This window comes from Oleiharenicola lentus (assembly GCF_051660365.1).
In the GTDB taxonomy this organism is placed as follows: domain Bacteria; phylum Verrucomicrobiota; class Verrucomicrobiia; order Opitutales; family Opitutaceae; genus Lacunisphaera; species Lacunisphaera lenta_A.
Map to the genome: position 1 here is coordinate 546,027 of NZ_JBOZXB010000001.1, position 15,895 is coordinate 561,921.

The following is a 15,895-nucleotide window of genomic DNA, read 5'->3' on the forward strand; positions in this document are numbered from 1 at the left end:
CCATCGCCGCGCTGAGTTCCTTCACGACTTCTCTTCATGAACACGCAACCACCCGACCGGTTTAAAGTCGCCCACGCTTTCTGGCACGGACTTGCTCCGCTGGGCCTGACGCCCGCCGCCGTGCTTCGGCAGAGCCGGTTGCCGATGGCGCTTTTCGATGAGGAGAAAACCCTGGTTTCCACGGAGCAATTTTTCGCGCTCTGGCGCGCCGTGGAGGAACTCAGCACCGATGCGGCCGCCGGCCTGAAAATCGGCAGCTTCCCCGGCACGGGCAGTTACCACCCGCTGCTCGTCGCCGCGCAACACTCGCGCACCTACCGCGACTGCCTGCAACGCATGGCGCGCTACAAACAGTTCTGCAGTCCCGAGGAAATGCGCCTCACAGAAACGAAGGACGAAAGCGTCATCGACTTCGTGTGGACGTCGACCACCGAAGCCGAGCCCAAGCTGCTCACCGACGCCGCCTTCGCCCTCGTCACGCAACTCGGACGCGGCGGCACCGGCACCGCGATCAACCCGAAGCGCGTGGAGCTGATGCGCAAAATCGATGCGTCGCGCACGCACGAGGAATTTTTCAAATGCCCGGTCAAACACCGCGCCCCGCGCAATGCGATCGTGTTCCACCGCACCGACCTCGACCGCGGGTTTATCACGCACAATGCCGAGCTGCTCGAAATGCTCAGCGGCCACTGGGAAAAAGCGCTGCAAGACCGCGCCACCCAGACGCGCACCAGCGACCGCGTGAAATGGATTCTCAAGCGACTGCTCGCCGGCAACCGGCCCGACATCGACTCCGTCGCGCGCGAACTCGGCATGGGCACCCGCACGCTGCAGCGCAAAATCACCGACGAAGGGCTCAGCTTCCGGCAACTCCTGCTCGAAGCCCGCAAGGAACTCGTGCGCGAATACCTGCTGCAGCCTTCGATCGAAATCACCGAAGCCGCCTACCTCCTCGGCTACGACGACCCTAATTCTTTCTACCGCGCCTTCCGCTCCTGGGAAGGCACCACGCCTGCAGACTGGCGCTCCGCTCATCGCGACCCCACGGAAACGCGTAACTGATTTCGCAACGTCGCGTCCTGCTCGGCTCTTCGCAAACTCAACCACGAAGCGAGCCACATGCCGCTTCGCTTCGCCCTCATACGATTTCATAATGATATCCAACACGCTCATTCTAATTGCGATCGTGCTCTTTTCCTCATGGGACGCCGCCGTTGACCAAATGTGATCGGTTATCCCGAAGATTTTTCCGGTAATCCGACTCCCTCCTACCGCTCAAATGCGCCGCTCCGCATCCTCTACAAAGTCACCGAATGGACCGGCCACTCATCCGAGCAACTCAAGATGATGCACGAGCACCTTGAGCACCTGAAACAACATGGCATCGCGGCCGGCGACGATTGATCCGCGGCGATCGGCTAACCTCGCGTAGACCCAAGGGGCACAGATCAGAATTTTTAAAAGCGGCCAGCGCCCCGAAACTCAGTTCTTCGGCGCGTGATCCGGAAAAAGCTTCGGCGTGTAGCGGGCGTTGATCGCCGTCATGTCCTCATCGAGCATTGCATAGAATTGACGAAAGTCCGAGGGCGCGAAGCTGCGCGTCCATTCCTTCATCCCCTCGTTGGGATAGATGCCGTGAACCTGCGTATCGGTAATCTTTTGAAAGCGCAGAAAATTCAAGCGCAGCAACGCGGTGGCGATTTCGTGTTCCTCGGGACTTCCGCGAAAAAGCTTCATCCATTCAAACGCTCCCGAAGGCCGAAGGTAACGAGCCGCCAGCACCTGGACAGTCGTGAGCATCGGCGTCGCCGCTTGGAGTTGGCGAATTTGGGCAACCTCCGCGTCGGTGAGTTTCGGGATGAGCGGAACCGGTTTACGCAAATCCGAAGCCGGAATAAGTTTAACGGTGATCGGCGCATTACGCGCAAAAGCTTCCACAATGATCGATTCCTCGAGGGAGATATTCGAGTCCTTCATCACGTGCCGAAAAAAAGTATCGAACTGCCGGAAGCCCTGCCCCGCCACTGCCTGCGCACGGATATACTGCACGACACGGAAAAATTGTTCGTCCGAAACTTCGATCTCCGCTGGCAACGCATCCATTTTCGCGAACTCCATTTTCGCCGGTGGGAAACGCTGAACCGTCGCCGGCGACGAAAGCACCGCCTGCGCATCCGCTTGGATTTGTGGGATCGGCGCTGGCCACGTGCCTTGGGCCAACACCGCGCCGCTTAGAAAAAATGCCCCCGCCAATCCAAGACTCAGGCAACGAAATAAACGCATGCCTAACTCTACGGTGCTCACGCGCCCTTGGCCATACGTAGATCCACTTACACCCAAGGCTGCCGCCTTTTGGTTAGCAACGACTGCTTGCCGACCACGATCCGTCCGTGCTGAGTCGTCCCCTTGGCCACTCCACTTCCCTCTTCCCTTTTTCGCCTCGGTGTTACTTTCAGTCTGCTGGCTGCGGCCGGCAGCCTGCGCGCGAAAGATGCGTATGGAAACAACACGCCGTGGACGAATTCCGACAACACGATCCGCGCGATTCAAAGTGAGCGCGCCCGCGCGGAACGTCCCGGCCAATGGTGGCAGTCCTTCGGCAACAGTCCTGCCCCCGCCTCGTATCGCGAGCAGCAGGAGCTGCGACGCCGCCAAGCCGCCGATGCACAGCGCGCCCGCGACGAAGACGAAGCGTGGGAACGCCACCAGCGCATGATTGAGCGCACGCCTCCCAAGCCGGTCAGCTACCGCGAATACCTCGAGAGCCGCGTTCGCCAGCAAAGCGATCGCGCCGCGCAGGAGGAGCTCGCGTTCTATCTCGTGTCGATCAACGAGCCCGTCGCGGCCGTGTCGCACCTCGAGATGATTGTGTTTCTCAAACGCAGCCCGCGGGCCGGCGAAGCCGCGTGGCAACTCTTTCGCATCGCCGCGCCCGGTGGCGCCCAACCCGATGCCGCGCGCGCCGCGAAATACCTGCAAGCCGCCGTGGCGCTCCGGAATCCCGACGCGATGTTCGCGCAGGCCCACCAATGGATTTTCGGCGACAAAAAAGCCGCGATCGCCCCCGACCCCGCTCGCGGACTCGCACTCATGGACGAAGTGATGCGCTCCGACTCCGGCTGGCACAATCGCAAGGCCGGCGACATCCTTTTCAACGATTACGCGCTCGGCGTGCACGGCCCGGCCGACCCCGCGAAGGCCATCGCCGTCGCTCGTCACTTGCGCACGCTCACGAGCAACGGCTCGCTGGAACACGCGCAGGAAGATGCGCTGGTCGAACTCCTCACCGCGAGCCCTGGCGGCTGGGCCGAGCACCACGCGGAAATCCTCACGGCGCTCGAAAGCAATTTCAGCGCGCTCCTCGATCCCGTAAAAGCCGAGCGCCTCGTCCGCATCTATCTCGGTCTCGATCCAGAAACGAAACCGTATGCGCCGATCAATCCCATGAAAGCTGCGGAAGCGCTGCGGGGTCTGGCCCGCATGGATCCCGAGCGCGCCAAGGTTTACTTGCCCGCGATCCTGTTGCCCGGCCCGACTCATCACGGTCAAGGCGCCTTCTCCGTGCTGGAAAAATTGCGCGAACAACAGCCGCGAGAAGTCCTCTGGATTCGCGCGACCGCGGAATTATTGGCCAATGCCTACGGCGACACTTTTGCCGAGGGCAGCGTCGCCCTCTATTTGGATAACCTTGAGAAAAAATCCGAGACGCCCGCGCAGTTGCTGGCCGTCAGCCAGTTTCTCGCCATCGGTGGCCAGGGTGTGCCCGCCCAATCCGAGCGCGCGGAACGTATTCTCCAACGCGCCGTGTCCGCCCTGCGCGCGCAACTCGCCGCCAGCCGCGCCGAACACACCGCCAGCTACGAACTCGCCCGCTTGCACGTGCTGGGCCTCGGCGTGCCGCGCGATATTCCCGCCGCGATCGCGTTGTTAAAGAGTCACGGCAGCTCCGACGAACCACCCGCGATCTTGTATCGACACCGCGTGCTGCTCGCTTCGATTTATCTCGCGGGTTACGGCGTAGCTCAGAATCCGCGCGAAGCGCGCTCGCTCCTCGAGTATCCCGCACGCCAGGGTTTCGTGCCCGCGCAAGCCGCCTACGCCGAAATGGCGGCCACGTGGAGTGACGACGAACCGCTGGACGAAAGCGACCGCGAGCAGGCGTTTCGTTACGCCAAAGCCGCCGCCGAGAGCGGTGACACCAGCGCGCGGCTCACGCTCGCGCAGTTTTATCAAGACGGCTTCGGCACCGCCGCCGATCCGGAACTCGCGCTGACGATTTACACCGACGGCGCCAACGCGTCCGTGCCCGGCGCGCTCGTGCGCCTCGCTGCCTTGCGCCTCGATGAATCCGGCCCGTGGCACGATGCCAAAGCCGGTTTCGCTGCCGCGCAGCGCGCCGCCGATCTCGGCGACGGCGAAGGCACCTTCCTCCTCGGACGCTGTTATGAAGAAGGCCTCGGCACCGCTCCCGACAACGCCCGTGCTCTGCTGGTCTATGAACAAAACGCCCGCGCCGGCCACTGGGGCTCGGCCGTCGCCGCCGCTCGGCTGCTCACTGTCGAAGCGCCGCCCATCGTGCCCGATGCGAAGCGCGCTTTGGCGATTCTCGAACACACCGCCGCCACCGCAACGAATGCGCAGCAATTTAATTTCGTGCAGCTCCTCCTCGGCGAAGCGTTCCTCCCCGAAGACAAAGCCACCGCCAAACGCTGGGCCCGCCTCGCTGCCGACAACGGCTCCGAACCCGCCGAGTGGCTCTTCCGCCCCGGCGAGCTCTTCGAACCGAAATGAATCACCGTTGAGGTAGGGCCCGATCTCCGAGCGGGCCGTGGTAGGGGCGGTTAACCCACATGTATTCATACGAGAAGCAGCGGCGAGAATTTGAACGAGCAAAAAAACGACAGGACCGCGAAGAGCTGCGCATCGCACGAGACATTGGGCGGCAACGAAAACTTCAGGCGAGAACAGACGAACTTGAGCAGGCTAGGCTGGGAGCCGAGGAATAGTCGTGCGCTGCTGGCGGTGGTTAGACAAGCGAACATGCCGAATGGGAAAAAATGACTGCGCTCGTTCGCCGCATTCTCGCTGGTGACACGATGGCCTATTTGGATGCGATCACCGAATTCAGCCCTGTGCTTGAGTTGTGCGATCTCCGTTCAGAAATAAATTTCAAACTACACACGCACATGTTCATCGAATGCGTGCTTAAAATGAAAGACGGTTCCGTAGTTCCATCTGAGATTTAGAGCCTGACCAGTAGCGGCAAATTATCGGTTAAAACCCTGATTGGTGATGATCAAGGTTTGGAAAAGGTGCGGCTGGCTCAGCGAGGCTCCCTGGCCCTCTGCGCAGTGCGTGGAAGTATCTGGCAGGTTAAAAATTAGGATCTGCACGGTTCTCGGGAAGCGTTGCCACGTTCCCCGCATCAACTGCTCGCTTCCCCAAGCGGTCTGACACGCTCCCCGACTCGTCTGCACAGTCCGGGGAGGCATCTGACACGCCTCCCGCGTCTGCTGATCGATTCCCCGATGGCGCTGCACTGCGGCCCGCTCAGTCTCACCGTCGTCCCACCCAGTCTGCACGTCTCCCCGAGGCGTCTGCACCGTTCCCCGACCTCGCTGACACGTCCCCCGCACCCGTTGACAGCTTCCCCGCATGCGCTGCAGCCCTCCCCGCATCGGCTGCACAGTTCCCCGATCGAGCTACCGTTTCCCCCGAACAGGCCGCCTGTGTCCCCAAGGCTGAGCAATCCCTCCGGTTACGGCACCCGTTCGTCGCCTCAGCGTTTCGGATGGTAAGTGTTAATGAGGATGCCACTGGGAGTGCTTCGGCATTCGACCAAGATGAGATCGTGCGGCGAGAGACCGGTTTCAAACAGGCGTTTGCCGTGGCCCAAGACGACAGGGGCGATCCAGAGGCGGTGTTCGTCGATGAGGTGGGCGGCGATCAGGGTTTGGAGAAGATTGCTGCTGCCCCAGAGGTGGATTTCGGGACCGGGAGTGGCTTTGAGGGCGCGGAGTTCGGACACGATGTTGTCGCCACCGATACGCTGCGACTTGGCCCACGCGAGTTCGGTGAGCGTATGCGTGGCGACGTGCTTGGTGGCGCGATTGAAGGCTTTGCCGATGGGGTTGTCGTCGTGGTGCGGCCAGAAGTTTTCCCAGATTTGGTAAGTGCGGCGGCCGAGCAGGAGATCGAAGTCGCGACCGATGAGTTCGTTAATTTCCGCGCGGACCAGAGGCTCGGAAAATTTCATGAACCAGCCGCCTTGCGTGAAACCGTTGCTGGGATCTTCGTCTTTCCCGCCGGGCGATTGCATGACGCCGTCGAGACTGAGTTGGGTGATGGCGATAAGTTTTCTCATGGTCGTTTAGTAACTCAACGAACGAGCAAGGTTCCAGCGCGCATGCGAGGCGTGGGCCGTAGGCTTTAGGCTGAAGCAATTCAAGGGCGGTTAGGGATAACCGCCCCTACCGGCCCGCTCGGAGATCGGGCCCTACCCTCATCAGATTTTTTTCGCTGTGTGCGCTTTCTTGCGGCCAAACCAGTTCGAGCAATGCATATCAACCGGCTGGCATTTGACAGTTTTGGAGGGCGAAGCATCTTTCGCGTGCGATGGTTTCACTGCACACTTTCCCGCCAGTTCCCTCCCCGATCGACCCTCACGCTTCGCCATGACCGCGCCCAAATCTTATTACTTTGATAGCAATGCGACGACGAGTGTCGCGCCTGAGGTGGTGCAAGCGATGCTGCCGTATCTGACCGAGCAGTGGGGCAATCCTTCGAGTCCATATCGCTTGGGCAAAACGCTCGTGGGACCGATCGAGCGGGCGCGCGAATCCGTGGCGGCGCTCATCGGCGCTGACTCGGCAGAAATTACTTTCACGAGCTGCGGCACCGAGAGCATCAACACCGCGATCACGAGCTGTCTCTACACGCAGCCGGAGAAGCGGCACATCGTCACGACCGCGGTCGAGCATTCCGCCACGAAAAATTGCTGCGCAGCGTTGGAGGAGCGCGGTTACGAGGTGACTTATCTGCCGGTGAACCGCGACGGCTCGCTCGACCTCGCACTCTTCGAGCAATCGCTCCGCGCCGACACCGCCGTGGTGTCGATCATGTGGGCGAATAACGAAACTGGCGTGCTATTTCCCATCGCGAAGATCGCCGCGATTTGCCGTCAGCGCGGAATTTTCATCCACACCGACGCCGTGCAAACGCCCGGCAAACTGAAGATCGACGTCAACGCACTCGGCGTCGACCTGCTGTCGCTTTCCGCGCACAAACTCCACGGCCCGAAAGGCGTCGGCCTCCTCTACGTGCGCAAAGGCACGCCGTTCCAGGCGCTGATCATCGGCGGCCATCAGGAGGAAGGGAACCGCGGCGGCACGGAAAATGTGCCCTACATCGCGGCCTTCGCTCGCGCGGCAGAGCTGGCGCGTGCGGTCACCGACGAATCCAAACAGAAACTCGCCGCACTCCGCGACAAGCTCGAAGCCGAAATTTTCGCGAAGATTCCAAACTCTACGCGCAACGGCGCGCAGTCGCCACGCCTGCCCAACACCACGAGTATCGCATTTGCCGGCGTGGAAGCCGAGGCGCTGTTGATGTTGCTGGATCAACTCAACATCTACGCATCGAGCGGCTCAGCGTGCACGACCGGCTCGGTCGCGCCGTCGCATGTGTTGACCGCGATGGGCCTGAATGCAGCGGAAGCACGCAGCACGATCCGCTTCAGCCTCGATTACGAAACCACCGAAGCCGACGTCGCCTATTTAATGAGTCATCTTCCGGGGGTAGTCGCCGAGTTGCGGGCGGCGGCCTCTCCTCGCGCGTTGGCGCGAGCGCTCAAGGCCAGGTCCGTGGCCGTCGCGGTGTGAGTTAATTTTCTAAAATTTATCGTAAACGAAATGTCCTCTCAGCCGACTGCGTTGAACAGCCCCGACGAAATCCTGCAGCGCTATGTGCGCGAAGTGCCGCTTTACCGCTCCGCGGCCAAAAATGGAGGGCGCGCCACGGGATCAGGTCCGCTCGCTTCTCTGCCCTTCATCGACAAGCAGGACATCAAAAAAGATTTCCCGAATAATTTCCTCCGCGACGGCCAGTCGCTCGATGAACTCGTCGCGAAGAAATTGGTCGAGGTCGAACACACCGCGGGCACGACGGATAATCGCGCTGACCTGCTCCTCGAATACGGCTGGTGGGCGCGCCAGGAGCAGTGGGCCTTATCGCTTAACGCGCACGTCGCCCAGGTGTTGAAGGAAAATCCCGACGCGCATCGCGTGACGATTTCGTCGCCCGCGTGCAACGGCGACATCACGTATAACGGCACGCCTTCCGCCAAGCGCCGGACGCTCGGCAAGACGCGCGTGCTCAGCCTGTCACGTTTTCCATTTTTGCTGAGCACGACCGACCTCGATCAGATGGTCGCCGAAGCACTCGACTGGGATCCGGTGTTCTTCGACACTGATCCGGTTTACGCGACGGTCTTCGCGCTCCACTGTGAGCGGAAGAAAGTGAAATTTCCGAAACTGAAGTTTATCATCACGAGCTACGAATACACGAGCGTGCTGCATAAGCGGATCCTTGAGCGCGTGTTTGGCGTCCCGGTTTACAATCTCTACGGCTCCACGGAGACCGGCCATCTCATCATGGAGCGCACCGACGGGAAAATGGTCGCGAGCAAGCCGGTGGCGCACCTCGAGGTGATCAACGAAGACGCGCGCGGTATCGGCGAATTGGTCGTGTCGACGCTCAGCAACGACTACATGCCGCTGCTCAACTACCGCATCGGCGATCTCGTCGAACGCCGCATCGTCGCAGGAGAGAATGGCGACCGCGTGACGACTTACACGCTCCACGGTCGCGCGCCCGACACGCTGCCCGCCCCCGACGGCCGCCGCATCACCACGCGCGACACCGATCAGTGTTTCGTCGGGTGCGAGGGCTTGCTGCACTATCGTCTGCACGAAACGAGCCCGGGAAATTTCGTGGTGAACTACATCTCCGAAGGAGACAGCGATCCGAAAGCCGCGATCGCCGTCGCTGTGGAAAAACTTGCACAACTCATCCAGCCTGCGCAGCCCATTGAGACGAAGCGCGTGAAATTTCTTCTGCCTGAAGGCTCCGGCAAGTTCGTGTTTAATTATCCGTTCGTGGCGTGAGGTCGGACTGGTTTTTGACCACGGATTACACGGATAGTTAGACCCAACCAGAGCGGTTAAGGATAACCGCCCTTACCGCTTGGAAATCCGGTCCTACCTTATCCGGAGGATCGTGAGTGAATTGGCCGGCAGCTCGTAAATGCTGTCGGCAGAAAGTTGAAGCGATGATTGCTGCGGCCTGGCGACCGCAAGTTTGCCGTCTTCATTGGCAACGTTGGCGTCGGGGCCAGCGAACGTGATGGGTGAGACTTTAAGCGTAGAGCTTTCCGCCTTCAGTCCATTCAACACGAGGCGCACAGACTGTGGCGCGTTGGCGCCGTTGACGATCTTGATAATCGTGTCGCCGGTGGCGTTGTCGCGGACGGTGGAGGCGGCAAGGTGTTTTGCGGGCGCGTCGAGTTTAGTCGGGAGATAAGTATCGCCGCGATTTTCGGCGAAGAGTTTTTGCACGGTGTAGTTGAGTGTCGGGAAGACGTCGGTGCCGTTGAAGTAGATCAGGTCGGGCGTCCATTGCGTGTGGCCGCGGCGCGCGAGAAGCGGCGCGTAGGACGCGAGGTGCACGATGTCGCCGTTGCGCTCGAGGCTCGTGAGGATGGCGGCTTCGGCGAGCGCGGAGCGCAAGGTGTTGCGGCGCTTGTCGTCGTGCGCGGCGTATTCGCCCACGTAAACCTGCGCGCCTTGGCGATCATAAGAATCGTAACGGGTAAGGTTATCCCAGAACCATTGCGGCGATTTGTAGTAATGTTCGTCAACCATCTGAACGTTAAGTTCGCGCACAATTTTCCAGCCAGCGTCGAAATCCTCACCGTCAGGAAACGGGCCGCTCGTGCCGATGATCACGATCTCCGGATACTTCGCGCGAATGGCGTCCTGAATGAGTTGGTAGCGTTCGTAGAAAACGGGCGTGATTTTGTCTTCGTTGCCCACGCCGAGGTATTTCAAGTTGAACGGCGCAGGGTGGCCCGCGGCGGCGCGTTGGGCGCCCCACTTTGAAGTGACGGGGCCGTTGGCCCATTCGATGAGGTCGAGCACATCCTGGATGTAAGCGCCCATTTCTTCGAGCGGGAGGCCGGCTTGGCCGATGCCTTGGCCGGAATTTTGGCAACACACGCCGGCGGGGACGACGGGCAGCGGCACGGCGCCGATGTCTTCGCAGAATTGGAAATACTCGAAGTAGCCGAGCCCGACAGTCTGGTGATAGCCCCACATGTTCATCTGCTGGCGGCGTTGTTCGATCGGGCCGATGGTGTCTTTCCAGCGATACATGTTACCGAGACCGTTGCCGTGCACGAGGCATCCGCCCGGGAAACGGATGAAGCGCGGCTTCAAGTCCGCGATGGTTTGCGCGAGATCGGCGCGAAGGCCGTTGGGGCGATTGCGAAACGTTTTTTCGGGAAAGAGCGATACTTCGTCGAGGGCAACGCCGCCCCGCGCGCCGAGCGTGAGCACGAGTCGCGCAGTGGCGTCGGTGGCTTTTGCGGTGAGCGTGCCAGAGAATTTTTTCCATTCACGTTCAGTGACGGTGAACGTGGTTTCGGCGAGGACTGTGCCGTCTTTCGATTCGAGTCGCGCGGTGAGCGGGAGCGGGCCTTGTTTGCCGATGTCCTCCCAGCGGCGCGCGAAATGGTTTTGGCGGACGAAGAAGTTGAGCAAATAATTCTCGCCCGCACGCACCGGGATGCCGTCGAAGCCGGCGTTGACGAGACTCACGCTGCCAGTGGCGGAATCGTTGGCGAAGTCGGCGTAGTGCGGGTTATTCGCGTGGAGCGGAAACGCGCTGCTCGGCTTGAGCCCGCCGCGGCCGCCTTCGGGCACGCGCAGTTCCCACGCGGTAAGGTTATTCCACGTCGGCTGCGCGGTGGCGGTGTATTCGAAGGAGCGATTCTGGATCAACTCGGCGTAGAGGCCGCCATCGGCGGCGTAGTTGAGATCTTCGAAAAAGATGCCGAAGAGATGCGGGCTGATTTTTTTGCCGGGAACCGTGAGATCAACGGTGAGCGTCGCCGGCGCAGCTGAGAGTTGAGGGCTGAGAGTTGAGAGCCAAAGCAGTGCGAGGCAGACGGGGGTAACAAAACGCATGGCGAGAAGCTGGAGGTGTTGGGCGGAGGGAGGTAAGCTTGGAGTTACGGGACAGTAAGATTGATGAGAGACTCAAATGCAGAATTTTCCCGACACAGAGGCCGAGGAGATACCACCGAAGTCACTGAGCTATTTCAAAAACCCCTGCGCGCTCTGTGCCGACTCTGGATTGCTCCGTGAAATAATTTAAGGCCAGACCGAGGTTGCCCTAAATGTGAGATTAAGGTGCGATGTCGGGATGAAATTTTTGGCGATGCTGGTGTGCGCGACATTCGTGTTTGGCGGGAAACTGGTCGCGGCGGAAAAAGTGGTCGAAACGAACTCGGATTGGCGCGGGTTTGCGCGCCGGGATTTCATCGTGGCCGGACGTCCGTGTCTGGTGGTGATGCCGAAAAAGGCGGCGGCAGGAAATCCCTGGCTGTGGCGGATGGAATTTTTTGGGCACGCACCGGACACGGATTTGGCGTTGCTCGAACTCGGCTGGCACGTCGCTTACATGAATGTGAGCGACATGTATGGCGCGCCAAAGGCCATCGCGTTGCTCGCGCAATTTCACGCGGAGATAACTTCACGGTTCAAACTCGCACCGAAAGCAGCGCTCGTCGGTCTGAGCCGTGGCGGGCTCTATGCGGTGAATTACGCAGTCACCTATCCTGAGCACGTCAACGCACTCTATCTCGACGCGCCCGTGCTGAATCTAGCGAGCTGGCCGGGAGTGAAGCATCCATTGTGGGCGGAGTGCCTTGAGAGTTACGGACTGGCCGAGTCGGAAATCTTTGCGGCGAAAGTCAGTCCGCTCGATCACGTGGAGAAAATTGCGGCAGCAAAGATTCCGATTATTTCCGTGTGCGGTGATGTCGACAAAGTCGTGCCGATGGCGGACAACACTTCCCTCTTTGAAAAACGTTACCGTGAACTCGGCGGCACCATCGAGGTGCTCGTGAAGCCCGGCGTCGGGCATCATCCGCACGGCTTGAGCGATCCGCAACCGATTGTAGATTTTCTCGTCAAGCACGTCGGCAGATAAGCTGTCGCATGGATTGCTCCGAAGACATTTGCCCGCTGTGCCAGCAGCCGAATGCGTGCGGCCGGGACGCTGACCCGGAGTGCTGGTGTCATCGGGACACGTTTCCGCCCGAGCTGCGGGCGCGCGTGCCCGCTTCGCTTAGAGACAAGTCCTGCATCTGCCGCGCATGCCTCCTGGCGCATGAAGCGGGTTCGTTGCGGAAGGACGCACCGTAAGCAAATCACCGAGCGCGTCCCGCGTCCTTACGCACCGCTCAAACGTTTTTCTCGGTATCGATCGACGGACGCACGCGCGCCGTTGGCGGAAACGTGGCGGAGCGCAACGTGGTGCCAGCGGCGTGTTGTGCGAGGTCAACCAGTTCTTCGATCACGAAGGTCGGATTTTCGTCGTAGCGCAAAGAGAGGAAATTTTTCCGTAGCGTTTCGTAGCGTGCGTAATCAACCATCCAGCTGTCGATCAGCAGGCCAAATTCGTCCGCGTTAGTCACCAAACCTGCGCCGTCGCCGTTGCGGAAAAACTTAACCGTGAGTTCCTCTTGCGGCATGATGCCGCCGATGGCGTTGAAAATAATCGGGCAGCAAAAGTGCAAGGCCTTGGCGCACGTGGTCGTGCCGCCGCGCGTGAGAACGGCGTCGCTGCATTGCATCAGCAGGTGAACATCGTCGGAAAATCCATCGACAAAACACTCCAACTCCGGGTGCTCCGTCCGCCAGTGGATGATGTGATTGTAGGTCTCGCGATTGCGACCGCACACGACGATCACCTGCAATTTGTCGGCGTGGTGCAGCAGTTTTGGGAGCAGTTCAAGGTGATTGTTCGCCCCATTGCCCCCCGTCGCGAGAAATACCGTGAACCGATCTGGGGAGAGTTCGAGGTGAGTGATGATGTAGTCGCGGCGCTGCTGCTCGGTGAGCAGTTCGAGATACTGGCGCGGCTGCATGAAGTGCCCGCGCACGCGGGTGCGTTCGCGAGGCATGCCGAGTTTTACCGCGTAGTCGCGCGCCGTTTCCGTGCGTGAAATGTAGAGATCGGCGGTTGGCTCGACCCAGTTGCGACTGTAGCCGAAACCACCCGAGAATTCGCCGCAATAGGTGGCGCAGCGCACTTGCTCTTCTCCGAGAATTTCGCGGGCCAGTTGGAAATAGCCGCGGTTCAAACAATCATGGACACTGAACACCAGATGCGGTTGATACTCGCGCAGCACCTGTTCGTAATAGGCACGACCGAAGCTGACGGAGCGCGTGTTGATAAAACTCAGCAGCTCAACGAAGAGGTAAAACGCTTTGTGCAGCCACGGGGATTTTTTCTGAATCCAGTTGTAGAAGTTAACGCCGGCAGAAAAGAAACCGGACGAGTTCTCAAGCATCTGCTCGATGCGCACCTCGACGTCGTGGCGATAGAGCTCGAAACACCATTCCGCAAACGCCTGCGCACGCACATCGTGGCCGGCACCGGTGCTGGATGTGAGAACGAGGATGCGGACGCGGGCTTTGCTCACAGGCCGAAATATTTTTCCTGCGCGCGGCGGCGCACCGCCAGCGATCCGAAGCGCGCGAGAAACGGGCCAATTACCGCTTGAAAAAAGCGCCCCGTGCGCACCGTGCCGCTTTTCCCGCGCAGCAACGCGTTTTTGAGCGACGCGGCCGCGTGATCAGCGGAGGGCCCGGATTGCATGAGCTGCACGAAGCCGGCCCAGACGCGGGCCATGCGGGTTTTGTTATTCGCGTCGAGCGCCGCGCTTTGTTTCGGCAAGCGGACTGACGCTTCGAAATCGGTGCGATAATCTCCGGGCCGAAAATCGATCACGATCACGCCGGTGTCTTTCAGCTCATACATGAGGCTCTCATTGAGCATCGAGAGGCCGGCCTTCACGGTGTTATAGGCGGCTTGGTAAGGCATCCCAAATTCGCCGGCGATCGAGGAAATATTCACGAGCGCACCACGACCGCGCGGCAACATTTGGCGCAAGGCGACATGGCTGAGACGCGCGGTGTTGATCAACATAACGCGCATCTGCTCTTCCCACACGGCGAACTCCGTGTGCGCAAACGCACCAAACGCGCCGAAGCCAGCGTTGTTGATCACGATGTCGAAACCGCCGGCGTCTTTTTCAGCGCTGAGAAATTCTTTTTCCGCGCGATCGCCGTCGCCCAATTCAAGCGTCACCGGATGGAAGTTTGCGCGGACAGGCAAGCGCTTCGCATCGCGCGATGTGCCCCACACTTCGACCCCTTCGAGCAGCAGCATGTCGACAAACGCCTTCCCGAGTCCCGTGCTGGCGCCGGTGATAAACGCGGTGCGATAACGGGCGGAGAAAGCGGTGGCACTCATGCGGGATTGAACGCGAGGTCAGGTGCTCTTGAGCACCAGGCAGACATTGGCGCCGCCGAAACCACTGCTGTTACTCAACACCGCATTGGGGCGATTGGGCAACGTGGCACGAATGATGTTCAGGCCTTCGCATTCCGGGTCGAGTTTAGTGATGTGCGCAGAGCCGGGCATAAAACCTTCCTTAATGGCGAGCGCGCAGAAGCCGGCCTCCATCGCGCCGGCGAGCGACAAACCGTGGCCGGTGAGCGCTTTCGTGCTGCTGATGGCGGGGCGCGTAGGGTTGTCGCCGAAGATCGCTTTCAAGGCACGCGCCTCGGACAAATCGCCGATGGGCGTCGAGGTCGCGTGGGCGTTGACGTAGTCGATGGATTCAGCGGAGGTCTCGGAATATTTTAACGCGTTCTCGATCGCCATGCGCAGACCGGCGCCTTCGGGATGCGAGATGGCGACATTGTGCCCGTCGGACGCTTGGCCCCAACCGGCGACTTCGCAGTAAACTTTCGCTCCACGGCGTTCGACTTCCTCTTCGCTTTCTAGAACCAACACCGTCGCGCCACCCGTGCCGACGAAACCGTCGCGCGCGGTATCAAAAGGACGCGACGCGATGGACGGATCCGTCTGCAACGACAACGCGCGCATGCCCGCAAACGGCAGGATACTCTCCGTGTTACCATCTTCGGCCCCGACGACAAACATCCGGCGCTGACGCCCGAGCGCGATCTCATCATAAGCAAACCCCAACGCATGCGCGGACGAAGCGCATGCCGACGAGAAACCCGTCGAGGCACCCTTAATCTTGAATTGAGAGACGAGGTTGAAATTAACCGTGCCGGAAATCGAAGCGACCACCCCGAGCGGCGGGCAACGCATCACGCCCTGCTTCCGCATTTTTTCGACGTGATTGGTCAGCAAAAACGGCGAGCCAGCCGACGCCGCGTAAAGACCGGTCAACGGGTTTGAGTAATCCGCTTCGGTCAGCTTCGCGTCTTCGACCGCCTGCAGCATCGCGCAATACGCATAGACGCCGTGAGGAGCCATGCCGCGCAAATATTCGCGGCGGATGTTGTAGCGCGCCGGAAAGAGCCAGTCCTCCGCGTCTAAACTCTCGGTGTTAAAATCACGGATCGGCGCGGCCACTTTGACCGGCACTTCGGGTTTTTGAAATGGAGCATATTGCACGATGCCATGCCGCATCTCGCGCAGGTTCTCGGAAACTGCCGCGGCGTGGTTGCCAATGCTTGTGATAAAACCGACGCCGGTGATGTAAACTTTACCCATAGATAAAAACTGAGTC

13 protein-coding genes are annotated in these 15,895 nt (G+C 60.2%); 7 read left to right on the forward strand and 6 right to left on the reverse strand.

Annotation, left to right across the window (positions count from 1 at the left end):
- The first annotated feature begins 36 nt into the window (after positions 1-36).
- Together ACRRQW_RS01965 and ACRRQW_RS01970 are read left to right on the forward strand one after the other, a co-directional pair.
- Entirely contained in the window at positions 37-1,062 is a 1,026-nt protein-coding gene (locus ACRRQW_RS01965) for an AraC family transcriptional regulator ligand-binding domain-containing protein (protein ID WP_438479570.1), read from the forward strand.
- Positions 1,063-1,224: 162 nt separating this feature from the next.
- Positions 1,225-1,404 carry an NAD(+)--rifampin ADP-ribosyltransferase gene (locus ACRRQW_RS01970; protein ID WP_438479571.1) on the forward strand — a complete coding sequence of 60 codons (180 nt, stop codon included), beginning with the start codon at positions 1,225-1,227 and terminating at the stop codon, positions 1,402-1,404.
- A 78-nt stretch (positions 1,405-1,482) separates the two neighbouring features.
- On the opposite strand, the gene ACRRQW_RS01975 is transcribed toward ACRRQW_RS01970, so the two are convergent.
- Positions 1,483-2,283, reverse strand: a complete 801-nt coding sequence (locus ACRRQW_RS01975; protein ID WP_438479572.1) for a hypothetical protein — start codon at positions 2,281-2,283, stop codon at positions 1,483-1,485.
- Positions 2,284-2,406: 123 nt separating this feature from the next.
- On the opposite strand from ACRRQW_RS01975, the gene ACRRQW_RS01980 reads away from it, so the two are divergent.
- The gene (locus ACRRQW_RS01980; protein WP_438479573.1) at positions 2,407-4,791 is read left to right on the forward strand and encodes a hypothetical protein; all 2,385 of its coding nucleotides are present in this window, start codon (positions 2,407-2,409) and stop codon (positions 4,789-4,791) included.
- A 988-nt stretch (positions 4,792-5,779) separates the two neighbouring features.
- Here the strand turns inward: ACRRQW_RS01980 and ACRRQW_RS01985 are convergent.
- Entirely contained in the window at positions 5,780-6,364 is a 585-nt protein-coding gene (locus ACRRQW_RS01985) for a dihydrofolate reductase family protein (RefSeq protein ID WP_438479574.1), read from the reverse strand.
- A 310-nt stretch (positions 6,365-6,674) separates the two neighbouring features.
- Between ACRRQW_RS01985 and ACRRQW_RS01990 the strand changes: the two genes are divergently transcribed.
- Both ACRRQW_RS01990 and ACRRQW_RS01995 read left to right on the forward strand, forming a co-directional pair.
- The gene (locus ACRRQW_RS01990; protein WP_438479575.1) at positions 6,675-7,880 is read left to right on the forward strand and encodes a cysteine desulfurase family protein; all 1,206 of its coding nucleotides are present in this window, start codon (positions 6,675-6,677) and stop codon (positions 7,878-7,880) included.
- Positions 7,881-7,910: 30 nt separating this feature from the next.
- Positions 7,911-9,164 (forward strand): hypothetical protein, encoded by a 1,254-nt coding sequence (locus ACRRQW_RS01995; protein ID WP_438479576.1) that lies wholly within the window; start codon positions 7,911-7,913, stop codon positions 9,162-9,164.
- Between the two features lie 93 nt (positions 9,165-9,257).
- On the opposite strand, the gene ACRRQW_RS02000 is transcribed toward ACRRQW_RS01995, so the two are convergent.
- The gene (locus tag ACRRQW_RS02000; protein WP_438479577.1) at positions 9,258-11,243 is read right to left on the reverse strand and encodes an alpha-L-arabinofuranosidase C-terminal domain-containing protein; all 1,986 of its coding nucleotides are present in this window, start codon (positions 11,241-11,243) and stop codon (positions 9,258-9,260) included.
- Between the two features lie 238 nt (positions 11,244-11,481).
- Here ACRRQW_RS02000 and ACRRQW_RS02005 point away from each other — a divergent pair, with 238 nt between their 5' ends.
- Together ACRRQW_RS02005 and ACRRQW_RS02010 are read left to right on the forward strand one after the other, a co-directional pair.
- Positions 11,482-12,270: an alpha/beta hydrolase family protein gene (locus tag ACRRQW_RS02005; RefSeq protein WP_438479578.1), complete on the forward strand. Its 789-nt coding sequence runs from the start codon at positions 11,482-11,484 to the stop codon at positions 12,268-12,270.
- 8 nt (positions 12,271-12,278) lie between these two features.
- Positions 12,279-12,485, forward strand: a complete 207-nt coding sequence (locus tag ACRRQW_RS02010) for a cysteine-rich CWC family protein (RefSeq protein WP_438479579.1) — start codon at positions 12,279-12,281, stop codon at positions 12,483-12,485.
- A gap of 38 nt (positions 12,486-12,523) precedes the next feature.
- Here ACRRQW_RS02010 and ACRRQW_RS02015 read toward each other — a convergent pair whose 3' ends face one another.
- From ACRRQW_RS02015 to ACRRQW_RS02025, 3 genes are read right to left on the reverse strand one after another with little or no spacing between them, the layout of a single operon-like run.
- Entirely contained in the window at positions 12,524-13,768 is a 1,245-nt protein-coding gene (locus tag ACRRQW_RS02015; protein WP_438479580.1) for a glycosyltransferase, read from the reverse strand.
- Entirely contained in the window at positions 13,765-14,601 is an 837-nt protein-coding gene (locus ACRRQW_RS02020) for an SDR family NAD(P)-dependent oxidoreductase (protein WP_438479581.1), read from the reverse strand. Before ACRRQW_RS02020 ends, ACRRQW_RS02015 begins: the two co-directional genes overlap by 4 nt.
- 18 nt (positions 14,602-14,619) lie before the next feature.
- Positions 14,620-15,879 (reverse strand): beta-ketoacyl-[acyl-carrier-protein] synthase family protein, encoded by a 1,260-nt coding sequence (locus tag ACRRQW_RS02025; protein WP_438479582.1) that lies wholly within the window; start codon positions 15,877-15,879, stop codon positions 14,620-14,622.
- Positions 15,880-15,895 lie beyond the last annotated feature (16 nt).